General features: G+C 39.9%; 13 protein-coding genes, 7 tRNA genes, 2 rRNA genes and 1 riboswitch. Of the genes, 19 read left to right on the forward strand and 3 right to left on the reverse strand.

The features are described from left to right. The 9 genes from PaeCFBP13512_RS21355 to PaeCFBP13512_RS21395 all read left to right on the forward strand — a co-directional run. Nucleotides 1-120, forward strand: a 23S ribosomal RNA gene (locus tag PaeCFBP13512_RS21355); the annotation flags it as partial. Between the two features lie 62 nt (nucleotides 121-182). Then, nucleotides 183-299: ribosomal RNA gene (gene rrf, locus PaeCFBP13512_RS21360) — 5S ribosomal RNA — on the forward strand. Between the two features lie 98 nt (nucleotides 300-397). After that, nucleotides 398-469 (forward strand) — tRNA-Glu (locus PaeCFBP13512_RS21365). Nucleotides 470-485: 16 nt separating this feature from the next. Beyond that, nucleotides 486-561 (forward strand) — tRNA-Thr (locus PaeCFBP13512_RS21370). A gap of 30 nt (nucleotides 562-591) precedes the next feature. Then, nucleotides 592-664 (forward strand) — tRNA-His (locus tag PaeCFBP13512_RS21375). 99 nt (nucleotides 665-763) lie between these two features. Then, nucleotides 764-839 (forward strand) — tRNA-Lys (locus PaeCFBP13512_RS21380). An 11-nt stretch (nucleotides 840-850) separates the two neighbouring features. Next, a tRNA-Leu gene (locus tag PaeCFBP13512_RS21385) sits at nucleotides 851-932 on the forward strand. Nucleotides 933-940: 8 nt separating this feature from the next. Further along, nucleotides 941-1,015, forward strand: a tRNA-Gly gene (locus PaeCFBP13512_RS21390). Between the two features lie 160 nt (nucleotides 1,016-1,175). Further along, a tRNA-Gly gene (locus tag PaeCFBP13512_RS21395) sits at nucleotides 1,176-1,246 on the forward strand. A 520-nt stretch (nucleotides 1,247-1,766) separates the two neighbouring features. Here PaeCFBP13512_RS21395 and PaeCFBP13512_RS21405 read toward each other — a convergent pair. Further along, complete coding sequence (locus PaeCFBP13512_RS21405; protein ID WP_137225878.1) at nucleotides 1,767-2,753, reverse strand: ketoacyl-ACP synthase III; 987 nt, start codon at nucleotides 2,751-2,753, stop codon at nucleotides 1,767-1,769. A gap of 824 nt (nucleotides 2,754-3,577) precedes the next feature. Between PaeCFBP13512_RS21405 and PaeCFBP13512_RS21410 the strand changes: the two genes are divergently transcribed. Next, nucleotides 3,578-4,771 carry a GNAT family N-acetyltransferase gene (locus PaeCFBP13512_RS21410; protein WP_137225831.1) on the forward strand — a complete coding sequence of 398 codons (1,194 nt, stop codon included), beginning with the start codon at nucleotides 3,578-3,580 and terminating at the stop codon, nucleotides 4,769-4,771. Nucleotides 4,772-5,140: 369 nt separating this feature from the next. Here the strand turns inward: PaeCFBP13512_RS21410 and PaeCFBP13512_RS21415 are convergent, their stop codons facing one another. Next, complete coding sequence (locus tag PaeCFBP13512_RS21415; protein WP_441343343.1) at nucleotides 5,141-6,676, reverse strand: amidase family protein; 1,536 nt, start codon at nucleotides 6,674-6,676, stop codon at nucleotides 5,141-5,143. A 365-nt stretch (nucleotides 6,677-7,041) separates the two neighbouring features. On the opposite strand from PaeCFBP13512_RS21415, the gene PaeCFBP13512_RS21420 reads away from it, so the two are divergent. The 4 genes from PaeCFBP13512_RS21420 (at nucleotide 7,042) to PaeCFBP13512_RS21435 (ending at nucleotide 12,980) form a co-directional block, all read left to right on the forward strand. Continuing rightward, nucleotides 7,042-8,103 carry a Gfo/Idh/MocA family protein gene (locus PaeCFBP13512_RS21420; RefSeq protein ID WP_069328909.1) on the forward strand — a complete coding sequence of 354 codons (1,062 nt, stop codon included), beginning with the start codon at nucleotides 7,042-7,044 and terminating at the stop codon, nucleotides 8,101-8,103. Between the two features lie 236 nt (nucleotides 8,104-8,339). Further along, complete coding sequence (locus tag PaeCFBP13512_RS21425; RefSeq protein ID WP_137225833.1) at nucleotides 8,340-10,490, forward strand: DNA topoisomerase III; 2,151 nt, start codon at nucleotides 8,340-8,342, stop codon at nucleotides 10,488-10,490. Nucleotides 10,491-10,648: 158 nt separating this feature from the next. Further along, the gene (locus tag PaeCFBP13512_RS21430; protein WP_137225835.1) at nucleotides 10,649-12,250 is read left to right on the forward strand and encodes a maltose/glucose-specific PTS transporter subunit IIC; all 1,602 of its coding nucleotides are present in this window, start codon (nucleotides 10,649-10,651) and stop codon (nucleotides 12,248-12,250) included. Between the two features lie 7 nt (nucleotides 12,251-12,257). Beyond that, nucleotides 12,258-12,980: an N-acetylmannosamine-6-phosphate 2-epimerase gene (locus PaeCFBP13512_RS21435; RefSeq protein WP_137225837.1), complete on the forward strand. Its 723-nt coding sequence runs from the start codon at nucleotides 12,258-12,260 to the stop codon at nucleotides 12,978-12,980. 88 nt (nucleotides 12,981-13,068) lie between these two features. Here PaeCFBP13512_RS21435 and PaeCFBP13512_RS21440 read toward each other — a convergent pair whose 3' ends face one another. Then, on the reverse strand, nucleotides 13,069-13,878 hold the full coding sequence (locus tag PaeCFBP13512_RS21440) for a MurR/RpiR family transcriptional regulator (RefSeq protein WP_137225839.1): 810 nt from the start codon (nucleotides 13,876-13,878) through the stop codon (nucleotides 13,069-13,071). A 241-nt stretch (nucleotides 13,879-14,119) separates the two neighbouring features. Between PaeCFBP13512_RS21440 and PaeCFBP13512_RS21445 the strand changes: the two genes are divergently transcribed. The 5 genes from PaeCFBP13512_RS21445 to purK all read left to right on the forward strand — a co-directional run bounded on the left by PaeCFBP13512_RS21445 (nucleotide 14,120) and on the right by purK (nucleotide 19,618). Then, nucleotides 14,120-16,324, forward strand: coding sequence for an alpha-galactosidase (locus tag PaeCFBP13512_RS21445; protein WP_137225841.1), 2,205 nt, complete (start codon nucleotides 14,120-14,122; stop codon nucleotides 16,322-16,324). 43 nt (nucleotides 16,325-16,367) lie between these two features. After that, the gene (locus PaeCFBP13512_RS21450) at nucleotides 16,368-16,649 is read left to right on the forward strand and encodes a DUF1294 domain-containing protein (RefSeq protein WP_069328915.1); all 282 of its coding nucleotides are present in this window, start codon (nucleotides 16,368-16,370) and stop codon (nucleotides 16,647-16,649) included. Nucleotides 16,650-16,911: 262 nt separating this feature from the next. Continuing rightward, nucleotides 16,912-17,352: a universal stress protein gene (locus PaeCFBP13512_RS21455; RefSeq protein ID WP_069328916.1), complete on the forward strand. Its 441-nt coding sequence runs from the start codon at nucleotides 16,912-16,914 to the stop codon at nucleotides 17,350-17,352. A 244-nt stretch (nucleotides 17,353-17,596) separates the two neighbouring features. After that, a riboswitch (purine riboswitch) is annotated at nucleotides 17,597-17,698 on the forward strand. Nucleotides 17,699-17,966: 268 nt separating this feature from the next. Next, nucleotides 17,967-18,452, forward strand: a complete 486-nt coding sequence (purE, locus tag PaeCFBP13512_RS21460; RefSeq protein WP_137225843.1) for a 5-(carboxyamino)imidazole ribonucleotide mutase — start codon at nucleotides 17,967-17,969, stop codon at nucleotides 18,450-18,452. Beyond that, nucleotides 18,449-19,618, forward strand: coding sequence for a 5-(carboxyamino)imidazole ribonucleotide synthase (purK, locus tag PaeCFBP13512_RS21465; RefSeq protein ID WP_069328918.1), 1,170 nt, complete (start codon nucleotides 18,449-18,451; stop codon nucleotides 19,616-19,618). The genes purE and purK overlap by 4 nt, the downstream gene beginning before the upstream one ends. Nucleotides 19,619-19,622 lie beyond the last annotated feature (4 nt).

Genomic DNA, 19,622 nt, shown 5'->3' on the forward strand with positions numbered 1-19,622 from the left:
CTCAAGATGAGATTTCCCAGTATGTAAGACCCCTTGTAGACGACGAGGTTGATAGGTTGGGGGTGGAAGTGCCGTAAGGCATGGAGCTGACCAATACTAATCGGTCGAGGGCTTATCCAAATCTATAAACGCGATGTTTCAGTTTTCGGATTCAGTTTTCAGGGAGCAACACAGCCTGACTGTTTGGTAATGATGGCGGAGGGGTTCCACACGTACCCATCCCGAACACGACCGTTAAGCCCTCCAGCGCCGATGGTACTTGGACCGCAGGGTCCTGGGAGAGTAGGACGTTGCCAAGCAGAATAGTTTTATCCCTTCGGGGTTTTTTTTTCGCCGAAAGGTTAAGATTGATTTTAGTAGGTTTGAGCGTCTAAGCTGACGCTGTTACTTTTTTAGCGGCCCGTTGGTCAAGTGGTTAAGACACCTCCCTTTCACGGAGGTAACAGGGGTTCGAGTCCCCTACGGGTCATTAACATATACACTATGCCGGTGTAGCTCAGTTGGTAGAGCAACTGACTTGTAATCAGTAGGTCGGGGGTTCAAATCCTCTCGCCGGCACCATTTATTTTTAATATTGATTTGATTGCTATGGCGGTCGTGGCGAAGGGGTTAACGCACCGGACTGTGACTCCGGCATTCGTGGGTTCAAGTCCCATCGGTCGCCCTTTATTATCTTAATAAAGAATTAGCTTGATATTAGTATTAAAATGTTGTAGAATGTAATATGTATGTTAAATCTATATTGTTACTGCCTAATTGTTATGAGTCATTAGCTCAGTCGGTAGAGCACCTGACTTTTAATCAGGGTGTCGAAGGTTCGAGCCCTTCATGACTCACCATTTTATTACATGCGCGTGTGGCGGAATTGGCAGACGCACTAGACTTAGGATCTAGCGTCTCACGACGTGGGGGTTCAAGTCCCTCCACGCGCATAGGTTTTGCGGACGTGGCTCAGCGGTAGAGCATCGCCTTGCCAAGGCGAGGGTCGTGGGTTCGATTCCCATCGTCCGCTCCAATCTTTATTCAGTGTAGAGCGTATATATTATATACGTTTTTATTCTACGCTTTAATTCATATAACAACTATACTGGTGTATAGTTAGCATGTGTGAGATTTGATTAACATGGTTATTCAGGTGTTAAAATGTCCCTGTTTCAACCATATCCTCTTAATCCGCGGGTGTAGTTCAATGGTAGAACTTCAGCCTTCCAAGCTGATAGCGTGGGTTCGATTCCCATCACCCGCTTTATAAAAAAGGATGTCTGCAATATGCAGACATCCTTTTTAGTTTTTCTAATAGAATATTTATTTATAGTATTGTATGTTTTGAAGACTTCAATCAACATACTTAGAAGAACGAAGAACGAAGAACGAAGAACGAAGAACGAAGAACGAAGAACGAAGAACGAAGAACGAAGAACGAAGAAAGAAGAACGAAGAACGAAGAACGAAGAACGAAGAACGAAGAACGAAGAACGAAGAACGAAGAACGAAGAACGAAGAATGAAGAATGAAGAACGAAGAACGAAGAATGAAGAATGAAGAACGAAGAACGAAATATAAAATCATAGTAGTGTTTACAATAGCATCAATAGCAATAAACAGTTTAAAGAATTATTTCAATTGTGAAAAAGTAATTGTAGAAAAAATAAAAATAAAAAGAAACAGCAGAGAAAATTAATTCTTTCTTTGCTGTTTCTTTTTATTAAGGTACATTTTATTTTACATACATAGTTTCTTTGATACATATGTAAAATAGAGAAGAATTATTTTAAGTTCCAGCGTAGAATCATACCCATTTGAGTGAGACCAGCGCCAAAGCCGTACAGTAATACAGTATCTCCGTTTTTTAATTTTTGGTTGTCTCTGCCTAATTGTAGAGCTAATGGGATAGAAGCTGAAGATGTATTACCGTACCATTCAGCACTGGTTAACGTGTTTTCTAAAGCAAATCCAGTTTTTTCACAAATAGAATCAATCATTTTAAGATTAGCACTATGAGGAACAAACCAGTTAATATCGGTCAGTGATAGATTGGTCTGATCTAAAAGATGTTGAATTCCTTTCGGTACAGTACGTACTGCCCATTTGTAAACTTCACGGCCATTTTGTACGATTTTGCCATTGCCCAGCATAGGTTGGTTATTGATCTGATCTGCTATTCCTGTACGGTATACGTGCTCGCCCCCAGAACCATCGCTATCCATAAATGTTCCTAAAAAGCTAGGTTGTTCTGGATCGTATTCGACCAAGGCTGCACCTGCACCATCGCCAAACAAAATGCAAGTGCTACGATCTGTATAATCTGTTATTTTGCTCATTGTTTCACTAGCAATAACTAAAATTTTGCGATGAAGACCGGAAGTGATAAAGCTATTTGCTACATGAAGCGCATACACAAAACCTGCACAAGTAGCATTGAGATCAAGAGCACCAGCACGTTTAATTTTAAAATAAGACTGAATTTGAGTAGCTGTACTTGGGAATACATAATCTGAAGTTGTCGTAGCTACAATAATAAGTTCTACATCTTCTAAAGTACCCGGGTATGTTTTTTGAAGATTTTTGACAGCTTCTATGCCTAATGTAGATGTAAATTGTTGATCATTAGCGATACGGCGTTCTCTTATGCCTGTACGTTGAACAATCCATTCGTCTGATGTATCGACTAGCTTCTCAAGATCGTTATTAGTTAAGCGTTTTTCGGGGACATAAGTTCCTAATGCTGTAAGACGAGCTGTTGAATGATTGATAAAAGTCACCTCTAATATGATTTAAGTTATAGGTTTGCAATAGTTCGGTGTTTACGGATTAATCGATTAATTTTGAAAAGATTTGGTTGATCATATTCATTTGTTATGGCGTGATAGAATGTTAAAAATAGCATTTGCTATTGAAAACTAAAATGAGATCTAAAAGAACTCAATTCTATTGAGTTTTTTCTGGTAATAATACTTGTGAAAAGAAAAGCGATGATTAAGGATACGTTTAATACGATGTTGTAGTGAATTGAAGAGAATAGTAAGCGATCCATTCTTACAATTTAGAATTAATACTTGATACTAATACCAGGTACTAATTAATTTTAAATATAACGTATTTGAAGGATAATGTAAATCGCTTATTGGTTTTGGTGGAATTGTAGATGTTATAATGTAGGCATATGAAGTTATCATACCATATAGAATCATATTGTTCGAAATAAGCGATAAGTATATTTCAAATCATAGACTTTTATTTTTTAATTTGGGTTGTTTTAAAAGTAATATAAGAGTTGGTATGCGTAGTGATGTTTCTTGGTAGGGTGTTTATTTGATGACTTTTGCTGTGATTGAGTGGTAGCGTATTTTGATGTTTAGTATTATTTTGTTATGCTAAAGGTTGTTGTGTTAGAGGATGTCATTATATTTTGCAATAAAGTAGTCGTTATATAGCAAGTCATTATATGTTGGTATTATTCAGTGTACTTGCAATAGATGGTTTTATCGTCCAAGTGCATCTAAAGAGATACGATGCCGAGAGTAATAGTTTTTCAGTATTAAAGGATCTTATCATTTTCAGTGAGGTGACTATAGGAATGGATATTAGACAATTAACTCTAGAAGATTTTGATGCACGAGCAGAGTTAGGAATGTATGCTTTTCAATATCGTAAATCTACAGAAGAACTGGAAAAAGAAAAACAAGATTTTAAACCAGAACGAACATGGGGTCTTTTTGAAGAAGAGCAATTGAGTGCTCAACTGACACTGTTACCATTGCAGACGTACATACACGGGCAAGTTTTTGAAATGGGTGGAATTGCAGGAGTTGCCACCTGGCCTGAGAAAAGAAGACAGGGTCTAGTGGCGAAGTTGTTGGAGCATACGTTGCAACAGATGAATGAAGCAGGTCAATCGATATCCTTTTTACATCCATTCCATTTCCCATTTTATCGTAAATTCGGTTGGGAAACGTATATTGAATATCGCAAGTATACGATTCCAACGAACAAATTACCTGCTAAAGTTCATGTCGAAGGTACGATCAAGCGTGGTATTCGTGATTTGGAGCTTTTGAATGCGATCTATGAGAAGTATGCGGCTCATTATAACGGAACTTTAGTTCGAGATACAGAACGTTGGGAACGCAAGTTGCCATCAGGAGACGAACTATTTACAGCAGTGTATTATAATCCTAAAGATCAGGCTTGTGGTTACGTCATTTATGAGATCGCAGATCAGAAAATGAATATTAAAGAATTAGTGTATCTGGATGAACGTTCACGTCAAGCATTATGGACTTATATTGCTAATCATGATTCGATGGTGACTGAAGTGAATTTGCAAGCGCCTATTAATGATGCTTTACCGTATTTATTGAATGATCCACGAATAGAGCAACAAGTTGTTCCTTATTTTATGGCGAGAATCGTTAATGTTAAGCATTTTCTTGAGCAATATCCATTTACAGTAGGGAAGGTAGAGTCGTTATCTATTCGTGTTAATGATTCAGCAGCCGAATGGAATAATGGTATCTGGGATGTGCTTATCAATGATGAAGGTAAAGCCAAAATAAGTCGACGTGAAGCTTTACCAGAAGGGCTACAACAGGATCTATGGGATCATAGTGATATTGATACAGATATTCAGGCATTAACGGTGGCGCTTATAGGATATAAACGTCCATTAGAATTATGCAGTTGGGGCAAATGGACAGGGAAGTTAGAAGCTGTGTATATTTTGGAATCACGCATTCCTATAGCGACTACACATTTGATGGACTTTTTCTAAGCAAGTATGAATGAGTGATGTAAAGATAGAATAGGTTTTAGAATAAAGCTTTAACTTGTGGAAGTTCTTATAGAGTGTGGAAAGATATTCATAGGGTAAGAGAATAATAGAACTGAAATCGTAAATATTAAATAGTACAATCTTTAAAATGATAATGAAGTAAAAAAGCTTATCCTCTATTGAAGTGCATTATACACTTTGTAGAAGATAAGCTTTTTTTAATATAGTGGTGCTTTTTTACTATCCAAGTATACTTTTGATGACTGAATGACTGAATGACTGAATGACTGAATGACTGAATGACTGAATGACTGAATGAGATAGAATATTTATATGGTATTGGGTATAGAAAAGATTTAAAAAAGGTATTTAAGGTGTTAACGTAGGTGCTTGACGATGATGAGTACCTTGTTCGTAGCTGTATGCTAATTTGATCAATGTACTTTCATCAAAAGGACGACCTAAAAACTCAATGCCAACAGGTAATTTGTTATTCACAAATCCAGCAGGCACAGTAATCGCTGGAAAGCCTGAGAAAGGGCTTAAACGGTTATTATCACCTGATATCTGTTCTTCACCAATCGTAGCTGCTGGCTGTGTTGTCGTCGGGTAGACAATAGCATCTAGATCATAATCTGCCATTACTTTTAAAAGAGATTCGCGTGTCACTTTGGTACGGTTGAGTACAATATCTTTATATTCTGGTGTATCGAGTGTGGCTACAGCATCACGTTTTTTCATCGATTCTGCTTGTTTGGGATCAAACTCATTAGAGGCTAAAATATCAGTCAGATTATGATAAGGTGCATCTTCTCCTAAGCTATTCAAGTAATCATTGATTTGAAATTTGAATTCATAGCCACTTAAGCTAGGATATTTCATAATCTGTGGAAGGTTAGGAATTTGAATCGGAACGGCTGTTGCGCCAAGCCTCTGAATATCATCTACAGCGGTATAGACTACTTGAGTAACTGATTTCTCGGTAGCGGTAGTATTGTTGAACAATTCAGTAGCGATTCCGATCCGAGCCCCTTTTAGACCATCCACTTGTAAATAGTCCGTATAGTTATCAGGAATATGTCCAACACTATAAGCGGTAGCCATATCATCTGGATCATAACCAGCAGTGGTCTGCAATAATATTGCTGCATCTTCGACTGTGCGTGCAATCGGCCCACCTACATCTTGTGTGAGAGCGAGTGGAATAATACCATCACGACTACTCAAGCCAACTGTAGGACGAATACCGACTAGACTGTTAAAAGCAGATGGTATTCGAATCGAACCACCGGTATCTGTGCCTAACCCAGCTGCTGCAAAGTTGGCAGCAATTGCGGCTCCTGTTCCACCGCTTGAGCCACCTGGATAATGATCAAGTGCATACGGATTAAGCGTCTGTCCTCCAAGAGAGCTAGAAGTGGTAATCCCGAATGCAAATTCATGTAGATTCGACTTGGCTAAAATAATAGCACCTGCTGCTTTGAGCATAGCGATCTGATCGGCATCTTGATCAGGAATAGAGTTCTGCAAGCAGACACAACCGGCTGTGGTCGGCATATCAGCAGTATCAAAGTTATCTTTGACAATAATCGGGATACCATGCAAAGGTCCACGAACGCCTGTGGTTGCACGTTCTTTATCTAATTGGGCTGCAATCTCAAGAGCTTTGGGATTAAGGGTGAGAATAGAATTAAGCTTAATACCTTGATGATCATATTTAGCGATACGATCTAAGTATTGTTGAACAAGCTGAACAGAAGTGAGACGACCATCTTTCATAGCTGTTTGCATATCTGCAATCGTTGCTTCTGTAATCACAAAAGGTTCATTTGTACCGGGAGAACCAGCTGCTTGTACAGAAGAAGTAACACCGTATGTACTGAATGGAGCAACAACTAACATCATAACTGTTAACCACATGACAATCATTTTACGATATGCTCTGATAGGTTGGATCTTAGACAAATAACTTCACTCCTTTAGAAGATAGACTCAATTATTGTCGATACATGTAATTAATTATGTATTTTAGTGTCAATAAATATTACATGTCAATATAAATTATATTATCTGCATACATTTTAATAAAATAATGAAATAAAATGATACATATTTAACTGTTTTTTAGTTTGTGAGCAGTTACATTAAAATAGAACTATAAAAAGAATATTTGTAAAAAAGAAACTTTATATTAAAGCTAAAAGTTTGATAGAATGAAATGGTAATGGTTAAAATGGAATTATAATCCAGTATGGGAAAGAGGAACTGAAATGGATAAGAAGTCGGTATATCATTTGGTTATTGTAGGATATGGCGGTATGGGAAGTTATCATGGGCAACTTATTGAGAAAGTACCTTCTCTCCAAGTCACAGGTGTGTATGATATTGTGGATTACCGTATGGAGCTTGCTGGACAACATGGTTATCAAACGTACGATACAATGGAAGCGGTTTTATCAGATGAAACTGTAGATATTGTGCTGATCGCGACTCCGAATGATGTACATAAAGAATTATCGATTCAAGCTTTGCGAGCAGGCAAACATGTGATTTGTGAAAAGCCTGTTACGATCAATAGCGCAGATTTGTTAGACATTGTAAAAGTGGCAGAAGAAACAGGTCAGGTCTTTACAGTGCATCAAAATCGCCGTTGGGATGAAGATTTCTTAATTATTCGTGAGATGTTTGAGAAACGTACTGTAGGAGAAGTTTTCCATGTAGAATCACGTGTACAAGGAGCAAATGGTATCCCGGGTGATTGGAGACAGCTCAAAGCTTATGGTGGCGGTATGTTGTTGGATTGGGGAGTTCATTTGTTGGATCAGTTGTTGTTGCTCACAGATAGTAAGATTGAGAGTGTGCATGCTCAATTGAGTACGGTGCTGGATACAGAAGTTGATGATGGATTTACCACATCTATTCGGTTCAAAGATGGGTTAACGGCTGTGGTTGAAGTGGGTACAACCAATTATGTTAAATTGCCACGCTGGTATGTGAAAGGTACAGAAGGAACTGCAATTATTCAAGATTGGGATCTAAGTGGAGAGATTGTCACCCGTAATACAGAAGTAGAGAAAGTAGAACCCAAACCGATTCAAGCAGGTCGTGGATTAACAAAAACGATGGCTCCGCCTTCTGAAGAATCTACCATTCGCCAACCGATTCAAACGATCGAACATCCGCCTGAAGAGTTTTATATCAACTTTTTATCGGTGATCGAAGGGTCAGCCAAATCAGCTGTACCGAATGAAGAAGTGCATCGAGTATTGGTATTGATCGAAACGATTTTTGAAGCAGCTGAAAAAGATACTGTTATTCATAAAGAATTTTAATATTGTATTAAAATCAATCCTATACAGCAAGAGCTGGTATTCTATAGAACGATATAGATATCAGCTTTTTTGCTATGATTTAGAGTGTATATCAGATCAGTTGAAGAAGAGCAGAACTGATGATTTGAAAAGTGTTACAATATGTAGATGTGCATCAATACTTATCGTAAAAGAAATAATATGAATACCAAATAGGATATACACACATATAAAGGAACGTGAAAGGATGGAACACGATGAAACAAGTGGTACTGGCTGAAAAGCCTTCTGTTGCAAGAGAAATCGCACGTGTGATGGGAAGTCATCAAAAGCATAAAGGATATATGGAAGGCCCTCAATATATAGTCACATGGGCATTAGGTCATCTGGTAGGTCTAGCAGAGCCCGAGGATTATGATACTCGTTATCAGAAATGGAATTTGGAAGATTTACCGATTTTACCAGAGAAAATGACGTTAAAAGTACTTCGTGAAAGCAGTCATCAGTATAAAATCGTTCAACATCTGTTAAAACGTAATGATGTACAAGGGTTGATTGTGGCTACAGATGCTGCGCGTGAAGGGGAATTGTTAGCACGCTGGATTATTCAGATGGCGAAGTGGAAAAAGCCATTTCAACGATTATGGATATCTTCACAGACGGATAAAGCAATTCGTGAAGGATTCAACAAGCTACGCCCGGGAAAAGAGTTCGATCGGTTATATGAATCTGCACGTTGCCGGGCAGAAGCAGATTGGATGGTTGGACTGAATATTACACGTGCACTTACTTGTAAATTTGATGCTCAATTATCAGCAGGACGTGTGCAGACCCCTTCACTTGGAATGATGATGAAACGGGAGAATGAAATTAAAGATTTTCGCTCACAAGATTATCATACTTTGCATATTGATCTAGGAGATCTGCAAGCCGAATGGAGACATCGTCAAGGAGACGGACGTATTTTTGAATCGCAACAAGTACAGCAGTTGGAACAGGCTCTAGCAGGTAAGCAAGCGAAGATTGTATCAGTGAAAAAGAATGAACGCCAAGAACCTCATCCACTAGCATATGATCTGACCGAATTACAGCGTGATGCGAATAAAAAATACGGATTTTCTGCTAAGCATACGTCTAATGTATTGCAAAAGTTGTATGAGCAACACAAAATCGTTACGTATCCGCGTACCGATTCACGTTATTTGTCTTCCGATATGACAGATACTTTCAAAGAACGTTTATCCAGTGTAGCTGTAGGTCCGTATGCGCCACTGGCACGTCCTTTGTTACGTAATGCTCTTAAGATTGATAAACGAATTGTAGATGACAGCAAAATTAGTGATCATCATGCTATTATTCCTACCGAGGAAATAGTTTCTTTGAATGCACTGACTAGCGATGAACGGAAGCTGTATGATCTGATTGCACGTCGGTTTATCAGTTTATTTTATCCACCTGCTACTTATGATACGGTTCAAGTGATCATCGAAGCGGCAGGAGAACAGTTCCATGCTAAAGGAGTAACAATTAAAGATTCCGGTTGGCGTACGGTATACGGTGAGCAGTGGGGTGAAGAAGATGAGGATGAAGATGCTACTCAAGATTCTCAGCGTTCATCTGATCGTCAAAGCACACAAAAGTTGCCAGAACTCCAACAAGGTGAGTCGAAAATGATTGCTCGTTGCGTGGTCAAAGCAGGTCGTACAATGCCTCCTAAACGGTACACTGAAGCGGCTTTATTATCTCAGATGGAAAAACACAGTCTGGGTACTCCTGCTACACGAGCAGACATTATTGAAAAATTAGTGTCGTCAGATACGATTGAACGTAAAGGAAATCATTTGCACCCTACTGGTAAAGGAGCACAATTAATTGAACTGGTGTCTCCTGAACTACGTACACCTGAATTAACAGCACGTTGGGAACAACAATTAGAAAAAATTGCCCGTGGTCAAGGTCAACCTGAGCCGTTTTTACAAGAGATTCGTCAAATGGCACAGTCCATGGTCGATGGAGTGAAAAAGAGTGATGTGAATTATAAACCTCACAATGTATCTTCAAGTCATTGCCCTGAATGTGGAACACGTATGCTAGAGAAAAAATCGAAGCGAGGCACGTTCTTGATCTGTCCGAGTGAAGATTGTAGCTATCGTCGATCAACCGAAAAGCAATTATCCAATCGTCGTTGTCCGCAATGTCATAAAAAAATGGAAATTAAAGACGGCAAAGCTGGGAAGTATGTGCAGTGTCTGGGTTGTGGTATTACCGAAACGTTGAATAAAGACGGCGGTCGTCCAGTGAATAAACGAGAGCAACAAAAGCTAGTGAAGAAATTTGAGCAAAAAGAATCGTTTGGTTCAAGTCTAGGCGATTTGTTGAAAGCAGCTTTGGAAGATAAAAAGGAATAGAAATGAATCGATACGATTGTTATAAGCTCTTTAGTGATTACATATGCTAAAGAGCTTATTTGCTATGCAGTGAAAATTATTTTATTAAAATAATCGTTGACGAAAATGGTTTTCATAATCTATATTTAAAAGAAAATATTTTCAGGTGGTGCAGACGAATGAAAAATTTTTTCGAGAAGGCCCAACGATTTGGTAAATCTTTTATGCTTCCGATCGCCGTATTACCCGCAGCAGGATTACTTTTAGGTATAGGGGGTGCCCTTTCTAATCCTAATACGGTAAGTACATATCCTGTATTACAGATTAGCTGGTTACAATATATTTTCAAAGTAATGAGCAGTGCTGGAGATATTACATTCAGTAACTTGGCGTTGATCTTTGCGATTGGTGTAGCTGTTGGACTGGCACGTTCAGACAAAGGAACAGCAGGACTGGCGGCGGCACTTGCCTATCTGGTCATGAATGCTTCGATCAATGCGATGCTGATTAACAGTAACCAGCTTGTGACTGAAAATATGGCGGCAGCCGGTCAAGGTATGATTCTTGGTATTCAATCTCTACAGACAGGTGTACTGGGCGGGATTATTATCGGTCTTGTCACTGCAAGCCTTCATAATCGATATAACAAAATTGAACTCCCTCAATTTTTAGGATTTTTTGGTGGTTCACGTTTTATTCCAATTGCTTCTTCGTTTGCAGCGATATTTGTAGGATTGGCTTTATTTCTAGTATGGCCAACGATTCAATTAGGGATTACAAAGCTAGGTGGAATCGTAGATGCTACAGGGTATGTAGGTACATTATTCTATGGATTCTTTTTACGTATGTTAGGCCCTCTCGGACTGCACCATATTTTTTACCTCCCTTTCTGGCAAACCGGACTTGGTGGTACAATGGAAGTATCTGGTAAGATAGTAGAAGGAACCCAGAATATTTTCTTTGCTCAATTAGGTGATCCTTCGACTGAAAAGTATTTCTCAGGCACATCACGCTTTATGTCAGGTCGATTTATTACGATGATGTTTGGATTGTTGGGTGCTGCATTAGCGATCTATCATACTGCACGTCCAGAACGTAAAAAGGTTGTTGGTGGCTTGATGTTATCAGCGGCGTTGACTTCATTTTTAACAGGTATTACAGAGCCATTGGAATTTGCTTTTCTATTTGTTGCTCCCTTCTTGTATGTGATTCATGCTGTTTTTGACGGATTTGCTTTTATGCTCGCTCATATATTTCAGATTACGATTGGTCAGACATTCTCGGGTGGGTTGATTGACTTTATTCTGTTTGGGATTTTACAGGGAAATGCCAAAACCAATTGGATCTATGTACCGATGATCGGTGTGGTCTGGTTCGCTCTGTACTATGTGACATTCCGCTTCTTGATCGTCAAATTCAACCTCAAAACACCGGGGCGTGAAGATGAGACTGTCGCTGATGCTAAAGGAAGTACAGACAGTGGAAGTGGGCAAACAACAACTCTAACCGATGCAGACGCTACAGATGCTGGTGAAGTGGATACATCTCGTCCTGCGGTGATTTTGAATGCATTGGGTGGCAAAGACAATATTAAAGACTTGGATTGTTGTGCGACTCGTCTACGGATATCCGTCTATCATCCGGATCAAGTCTCTCAAGATTGGTTGAAACATTCAGGCGCTAAAGGTGTCCTCATTAATGGTAACGGGGTGCAAGTAATCTATGGTCCACAAGTGAGTGTAATAAAAAATGAAATTGAGGAATATATGGAAACGGAGTGAATATAGTATGGATTTGGATTCATTGGGATTACAGCAGGGGCTAATCGTATCTTGTCAGGCATTGGAACATGAACCTCTGCATAGTTCTTTTATTATGGGTAAAATGGCAGTGGCTGCGCAAGAAGGCGGGGCTGTGGGTATTCGAGCCAATACAGCGCAAGATATCAAAGAAATTAAGCAAAAGGTGCCTCTACCTGTGGTCGGAATCGTCAAACGTAACTATGGAGATCATCCTGTATTTATTACACCTACGATCACTGAAGTTCATGAATTAGCAGAATCAGGTTGTGAGATTATCGCATTAGATGCAACGTCACGTCCTCGCCCGGATGGTGTGGCACTTGCAGATTTGGTCAAACAGATTCGTCTGCTTTATCCTGAATTGTTATTGATGGCAGATGTATCGACTGTCGAAGAAGGGATCATGGCGGAACAGCTAGGATTTGATCTGATATCGGCTACACTGGTAGGATATACCGAACAGACTTCACATCAGAAAGTATACGAGAATGATTTTGCTATTCTCAAAGAGATGATTCGCCAGATCAAAACGCCTATTGTAGCTGAAGGTAATATTATGACACCAGAGATGGCAGCACGTTGTCTGGAGCTTGGTGTATATAGTGTAGTGGTAGGCGGAGCAATTACTCGTCCGCAACAGATTACAGCACGATTTATGGAAAAAATGAAAGAAGTTCGTTCGGCATCGATTGTACAAAATAGACTTTAACCTTTATTTTATGTAACAAAAAATGGATAGCAAATCTAAAGAAAGAACCGGAGATGATCGATATCCGGTTCTTTTTCTTATGTTCCCTTTAAGATGGATCTTGTTTGTATAGAGCATGGAGTGTACGTTGACGTGCAGATAGCAGTTCTTCATTTTGCAGTAATAGCATGGAGATCATATCTAGTACATAAATAATCGCTAATTGACTATTGATAAAAGGAATATCGCCCATTCGCTGTAATCCAGGTGTAAACAGACACAAATCGGTCGTTTCTGTAAATGGAGTATGATCAAAATTGGTAATACCGACGATCTGAGCTTGATTAGCTTTGGCGATACGTAGCGCACTGTTCACTTCAGTGGTATGACCAGAGTTGGACAATCCAATTACCAAATCTTGTTCATCCATTAAAGACGCATTCATCATCATCATATGCGAATCGGTTACAGCATCTATTAAGATGTTCATTCGCATCAAGCGGTACTTAAATTCCAAAGCCGATAATCCTGAGCTTCCTAATCCATACACATAGACACGCCGTGCTTGCTTAATCTGTTGAACAACTTCTTCAATCATTTGTGGCTTGATCATATCCGCAGTTGCCATAATAATTTCGTTATATAAATGCCTTGTTTGTGCAAAGAAATTAAGTTCATCTCGCGGAATATCCACTTCTCGGTTAAGACTAAGCTTGAAATCTATAAAGTTACTAAATCCTGCTTTACGACAAAAGCGAGTAATCGTAGACATTGAAGCTTGCGTACGCTGGGAGAGATCGCGGATATTGATATTATGAATTGAATTCTTATGGAGCATGATGTAGTCAGCAATTTCTTTTTCTTTGGTCGATAATTGTTGATATCGTAATTGAAGTTCATCCAGTACATTGAGAGCCATCTGTAATCCTCCTTAAGCGCTTGGCAAAATATCTTACATTGCATTTATGTAAGTATCGAACAGTTGATTTCTTTCTATTATAGTATAGTTTGTAGAATGATCTCTATATTATAGGATTGTGCCATCAAATAATGGAATTATGCTATGTGCTTTTTATTATTTTACCGTTAGAATAAAAACGAACACGATAGAATAACTGGATATTCGGTACTGAGCCGAGCCATCAGAAAGGGATTATTCCATGTCTATATTTTATGATACTCATCAATCTACATTCCATTTACAATCTCGTTCAACGAGTTATGTCATTCAACTACTTAAATCTACGCATTTAGTTCACTTATATTGGGGACCTCGTCTACAAGGAACATCGATCAGCAGTCTATTGCAACAAGTCGAACGTGCTTCATTTAGCCCGAACTATCATGCAGATGATCGTGATTTCTCATTTGATACATTGCCACAAGAATACCCTGGTTACGGTCGTGGAGATTATCGTGAGCCTGCTTTTGAAGCTAAACATAGCAATGGAACTACAGTTAACGACCTTCATTATGTGAGTCATACCATTACAACAGGCAAACCAACACTTGAAGGATTACCAGCTACGTATGTAGAGCAGGAAAATGAAGCAGATACACTGGAAATTACTTTGCGTGATCCATTGACTGGACTTGAAGCTATTGTAAGCTATACGGTGTTCAACGAAATGAATGCGATTACACGTTCTGTGAAATTTGATAATAAAGGTGCAGAGACGATTCAGATTCAGCGTGCACTTAGTAGTAGTGTCGATCTAGCAGATGATGAATATCGTATGATGCAATTGTCGGGTGCATGGACGCGTGAACGTCATGTGCATTACCGTCCACTCACTCCAGGATTACAACGGATCGAAAGTAAACGTGGTTCGAGTAGCCATCAGCAAAATCCATTTATTGCTTTACTTGGTAAAGATGCAAATGAAGATCAAGGGCAAGTCTATGGAATGAGTCTTGTGTATAGCGGTAATTTTGTCGCTCAAGTTGAAGTGGATCAATTCCATACTACACGTATGCAGATCGGATTATCGCCATTTGATTTTGAATGGAAATTAGAAGCAGGCGACACGTTCCAAACACCTGAAGCGGTGCTGGTTCATTCTTCTGAAGGATTAGGTGGTATGTCTCGTACTTATCACAAGCTGTATCGTACGCGTCTAAGCCGCGGAACACATCGTGATCAAGTCCGTCCTATTTTGATTAACAACTGGGAAGCGACTTATTTTGACTTTGATGCTCCTAAGATCAAGTCGATAGCAGCTGCTGGAAAAGAGTTAGGCATTGAATTATTTGTACTGGATGATGGTTGGTTCGGTCATCGTAATGACGATCGTACTTCACTTGGTGATTGGGTGGAAGATCGTCGCAAATTACCAGAAGGACTAGGTAAGCTGGCAAAAGAAATCACAGCTACTGGAATGCAATTCGGATTATGGTTTGAACCTGAAATGGTTTCTCCAGATAGCGACTTGTATCGTGCACATCCTGATTGGTGTCTACATGTACCTGATCGCAGTCGTACGATGGGACGGGAGCAATTGATTCTAGATCTTTCGCGTCAAGATGTATGCGATTATATTGTAGAGTCTGTGAGCGCTGTTCTTTCTTCTGCTCCAATTACGTATGTGAAATGGGATATGAACCGTAATATGTCCGAGATCGGTTCGGCACTGTTACCAGCGGATCGTCAACGGGAAACAGCACATCGGTATATGCTTGGACTCTATAGTGTTTTAGAAAAGATAACATCAACATTCCCACATATCCTATTCGAAAGTTGCTCTGGTGGTGGAGGTCGATTTGACCCGGGAATGCTATATTATATGCCACAAACATGGACAAGTGATGATACAGATGCAGTAGAACGTCTGAAAATTCAATACGGTACAAGTATGGTCTACCCGGCAAGTGCGATGGGTGCTCACGTATCAGATATACCGAATCACCAAGTAGGGCGTATGGCTCCATTGACGACTCGTGGTCATGTAGCCATGTCCGGTAACTTTGGTTATGAGCTTGATCTGACGAAGCTTACCGATACAGAAAAACAAGAAGTGAAAGAGCAAGTGGCTCAATATAAAGAGTTACGAGAGCTGATTCAATTCGGTCAGTTTTATCGTTTGCTGAGTCCTTTTGAAAGTAATATTACCTCTTGGATGTTTGTCTCAGAAGATCAACAAGAAGCTTTTGCAGGTTATTTCCAGGTGTTAAGTGTTCCTAATGGACCGCTTCGTCGTCTGAAATTAAAAGGACTTGATCCACATCGTCGTTACTCAATGTCTGTAAATGGTGTTACAGATGCTAACACTTATGCTGGTGATGAATTGATGTATCACGGGGTGATTGCTCCTTATGCGCAAGCCGATTTCTATAGTGCTTTGTTTGTATTCAAAGCGGTGGAATAGTACACTTACACTGTAGAGATTGAATCAATGGAGGCAGACAGAAATGGAACAGGTATTATGGGTCTGGCTGCTGATTGTCAATATTATTGCTTATATCGTGATGGTCACAGACAAAAAACGTGCACAACGTCATCGTACTCGTGAACGTATACCAGAGAAAACGTTGTTTATCTGGGCGGCTATCGGCGGAGCTTTGGGGATCTGGATCGCGATGATGACCAAGCGCCACAAAACCAAACATCGTTCATTTGTAATCGGTGTGCCATTGTTATTGATTTTAAATATTGTGGTGTACGGTTATATCTGGATGACATGGATACGGTAAACACTAGAAGAGCAAAGACCTGATAATTCGTTATCAGGTCTTTGTTTCGTTTCATGAAATGAGCATAACGGGTAATAAAGGAGTATACTGAAAGTATAACGCTTACGATCATTGTCTAAGTGTTATGGATGGATGATATCTTCATTCTGTTGACCCGTCTTACATAACAACAGATATCCTACAGAATCCTGATCTCAGAAATCCAGATGCAGCATAATCACACCACCAATGGATACCCACTGGCATAGAGGAGATGGATAATATGTTATTTTCCAAAATTTTATTAGCATACGATGGTTCCAAAGCATCTAACAAAGCACTAGATCGTGCGGTTGAACTTGCAACAGCAGCGCCACACGCTGAAATTCATGCAATTCATGTGTTTGATTTTCCACGTTATTTTGTAGGGGAAGGGATTGTACCTGTACCGACAACGTCTAACGAGGAATTGTATGAATTAGCGACACAAACAGCGAAAGAAGCTAAACGTCGCTTAGAAGCAGCTGGAATTAGCAATACGATCAGTGTGGAAATGATTCAAGGTGCAGCAGCACAAAACATACTAGAGTATGCAGAAGCGAACCACTGCGATGTGATCATTATTGGTAGTCGTGGACTCGGTAGTATTCGTGAATTTGTATTGGGTAGTGTGAGTCATAATGTTGTACAACACGCTAAAATCCCAGTATTGATTGTGAAGTAACACCAAAGCTATCAGTAGATCTAAAAGGTATGCATTACACTTGTAGCCCTCTGAAGACGTATAGAATGATTGTCCAAGCGACAACGGTTCTATGCGTCTTTTTTATTTTGATAGGGAACAAGTACGAAAGAAATCAAAGATGAAAGCCTTTAAATACGAACAATATAATATTAGTATCATAAAACGTTCGTCTTTAAGTTGACATGATGTGTTGTAGATTGGTACACTAACACATGAAGCTTATCAAACGTATGAAATAATGACTCGTATAAAACCGGGAATATGGCCCGGACGTTTCTACCCGAATACCGTAAATGTTCGGACTACGAGAGTAAACAGATCCATCTATGTCATTGTAGTCTTGATGGTAGACCTTATACTTTTTTTGAAAGGGATAGGGCTGTCTATACTGCGGATGCAATATGTATGATCTGTTAAGCTCCCTGAAGTCCGAAGAACCTGGAAATGAACATATTTCTAACAGGATCTGCGGATTTTTTTTCGTGTGAAGCGGTGCTAACATTGTGAGAACAAGTGAATGTTATGCTAAATACAATTACAGATTACTTATCGAACACGATAGATTAATTTTATCTTGGAAAGTAGGTTATAACATGTCGGTACAGGTCGCTGTTGTTATGGGTAGCAAATCAGATTGGGAAACGATGCAACATGCTTGTCAGATGCTCGATGAACTCGAAATTGCTTATGAGAAAAAAGTAGTCTCTGCTCACCGTACACCGGATTTGATGTTTGAATTTGCAGAGCAAGCGCAAGAGCGTGGAATTAAAGTGATTATTGCAGGTGCAGGTGGAGCCGCTCACTTACCGGGCATGATCGCAGCCAAAACATTATTGCCTGTTATCGGTGTACCTGTACAATCGGCGGCATTGAAAGGTCTAGATTCTTTATTATCAATCGTCCAGATGCCCGGCGGGATTCCAGTAGCTACTGTAGCGATTGGCAAAGCAGGAGCCACGAATGCAGGATTGTTAGCGGCACAGATGATCGGTGCTTTTGACCCTGAAGTTATGAAGCGTGTAGAAGCTAGACGTGAACGGATTCGTCTAGAAGTGATCGCTTCGAGTGATACGCTATGAGTGACATTCAATCTTCTAAATTGATTCCACCGGGTTCTACGATAGGGATTTTAGGTGGCGGACAGTTGGGACGCATGATGGTTCTGCAAGGAACACCGCTCGGGTATCAATTTATTACACTCGACCCAGCGACCAATGCACCTTGCGGTCAGGTCAGTCAGCAAATCGTAGGACGTTATGATGATCCACAAGCTGCTGAAATGCTAGCGAGCCAAGCCGATGTGATTACGTATGAATTTGAAAATGTAGATGCTGATGTAGCGGCATTGTTAGAGCAGAAATCGTATGTACCCCAGGGGAGTCAATTGTTATACACGACTCAACACCGATTACGTGAAAAGCGTGCGATTGAAGCGGCAGGCGCAACCGTAGCTCCTTATATGGAAGTACGCAGTGCAGCAGAAACGTTACAAGCGGTACAGCAATTCGGAACACCTTGTGTGCTCAAAACAGCAACAGGCGGTTATGATGGCAAAGGGCAATTTGTGATTCGGAATGAAGAGCAAGCCCAGCAAGCCTATGACGAATTAAGTGTTGCAGGAACAGAGTTAGTGGTTGAGCAATTTATTCATTTCCAATGTGAGTTGTCTGTAATTGCTGCTCGTAGCTCCAATGGAGAGATCAAGACATTTCCTGTATCTGAAAATGTTCATGTGGATAATATTCTTCATCTTTCGATTGTACCTGCGCGTGTATCGGCAGAAATACAACAACGTGCGGAACAAATGGCGGCAGCTATTGCAGAGTCTATGAATGCGGTGGGATTGCTGGCTGTTGAATTATTTTGCACCGAAGATGGACAGTTATATGTAAATGAATTAGCACCTCGTCCGCACAATTCAGGTCACTATACGATTGAAGCTTGCGAGACGTCACAGTTCGAACAGCATGTAAGAGCGATCTGCGGATTGCCTCTGGGAAGTACAGCATTGCGCTCACCTGTAGTGATGGTCAATATTTTGGGAGAACACATTCCTGCAATTACTGAAAAGATGATACAGGTCGATCTCTCAACAACATCACTACATGTGAACCCTAAGTACCATTTATATGGGAAAGAAGAAGCCAAACACAAGCGCAAGATGGGACATATCAATGTGCTGTGTCATAATATAGAAGATGCTCTGGCATGGATAGACCAAACGAATATATGGAGGCACGAATAAACTT

Source organism: Paenibacillus sp. CFBP13512, from assembly GCF_005233705.1.
Lineage (GTDB): Bacteria > Bacillota > Bacilli > Paenibacillales > Paenibacillaceae > Saccharibacillus > Saccharibacillus nuruki.

What these genes read in the sequence shown, in the direction of transcription:
- PaeCFBP13512_RS21455 (WP_069328916.1), top strand. Translation starts at nt 16,912, where the DNA reads ATGTTATTTTCCAAAATTTTATTAGCATACGATGGTTCCAAAGCATCT.
- PaeCFBP13512_RS21415 (WP_441343343.1), bottom strand. Translation starts at nt 6,676, where the DNA reads ATGATGTTAGTTGTTGCTCCATTCAGTACATACGGTGTTACTTCTTCT.
- PaeCFBP13512_RS21430 (WP_137225835.1), top strand. Translation starts at nt 10,649, where the DNA reads ATGAAAAATTTTTTCGAGAAGGCCCAACGATTTGGTAAATCTTTTATG.
- PaeCFBP13512_RS21435 (WP_137225837.1), top strand. Translation starts at nt 12,258, where the DNA reads ATGGATTTGGATTCATTGGGATTACAGCAGGGGCTAATCGTATCTTGT.
- purK (WP_069328918.1), top strand. Translation starts at nt 18,449, where the DNA reads ATGAGTGACATTCAATCTTCTAAATTGATTCCACCGGGTTCTACGATA.
- PaeCFBP13512_RS21420 (WP_069328909.1), top strand. Translation starts at nt 7,042, where the DNA reads ATGGATAAGAAGTCGGTATATCATTTGGTTATTGTAGGATATGGCGGT.
- PaeCFBP13512_RS21425 (WP_137225833.1), top strand. Translation starts at nt 8,340, where the DNA reads ATGAAACAAGTGGTACTGGCTGAAAAGCCTTCTGTTGCAAGAGAAATC.
- PaeCFBP13512_RS21445 (WP_137225841.1), top strand. Translation starts at nt 14,120, where the DNA reads ATGTCTATATTTTATGATACTCATCAATCTACATTCCATTTACAATCT.
- PaeCFBP13512_RS21450 (WP_069328915.1), top strand. Translation starts at nt 16,368, where the DNA reads ATGGAACAGGTATTATGGGTCTGGCTGCTGATTGTCAATATTATTGCT.
- PaeCFBP13512_RS21410 (WP_137225831.1), top strand. Translation starts at nt 3,578, where the DNA reads ATGGATATTAGACAATTAACTCTAGAAGATTTTGATGCACGAGCAGAG.
- purE (WP_137225843.1), top strand. Translation starts at nt 17,967, where the DNA reads ATGTCGGTACAGGTCGCTGTTGTTATGGGTAGCAAATCAGATTGGGAA.
- PaeCFBP13512_RS21440 (WP_137225839.1), bottom strand. Translation starts at nt 13,878, where the DNA reads ATGGCTCTCAATGTACTGGATGAACTTCAATTACGATATCAACAATTA.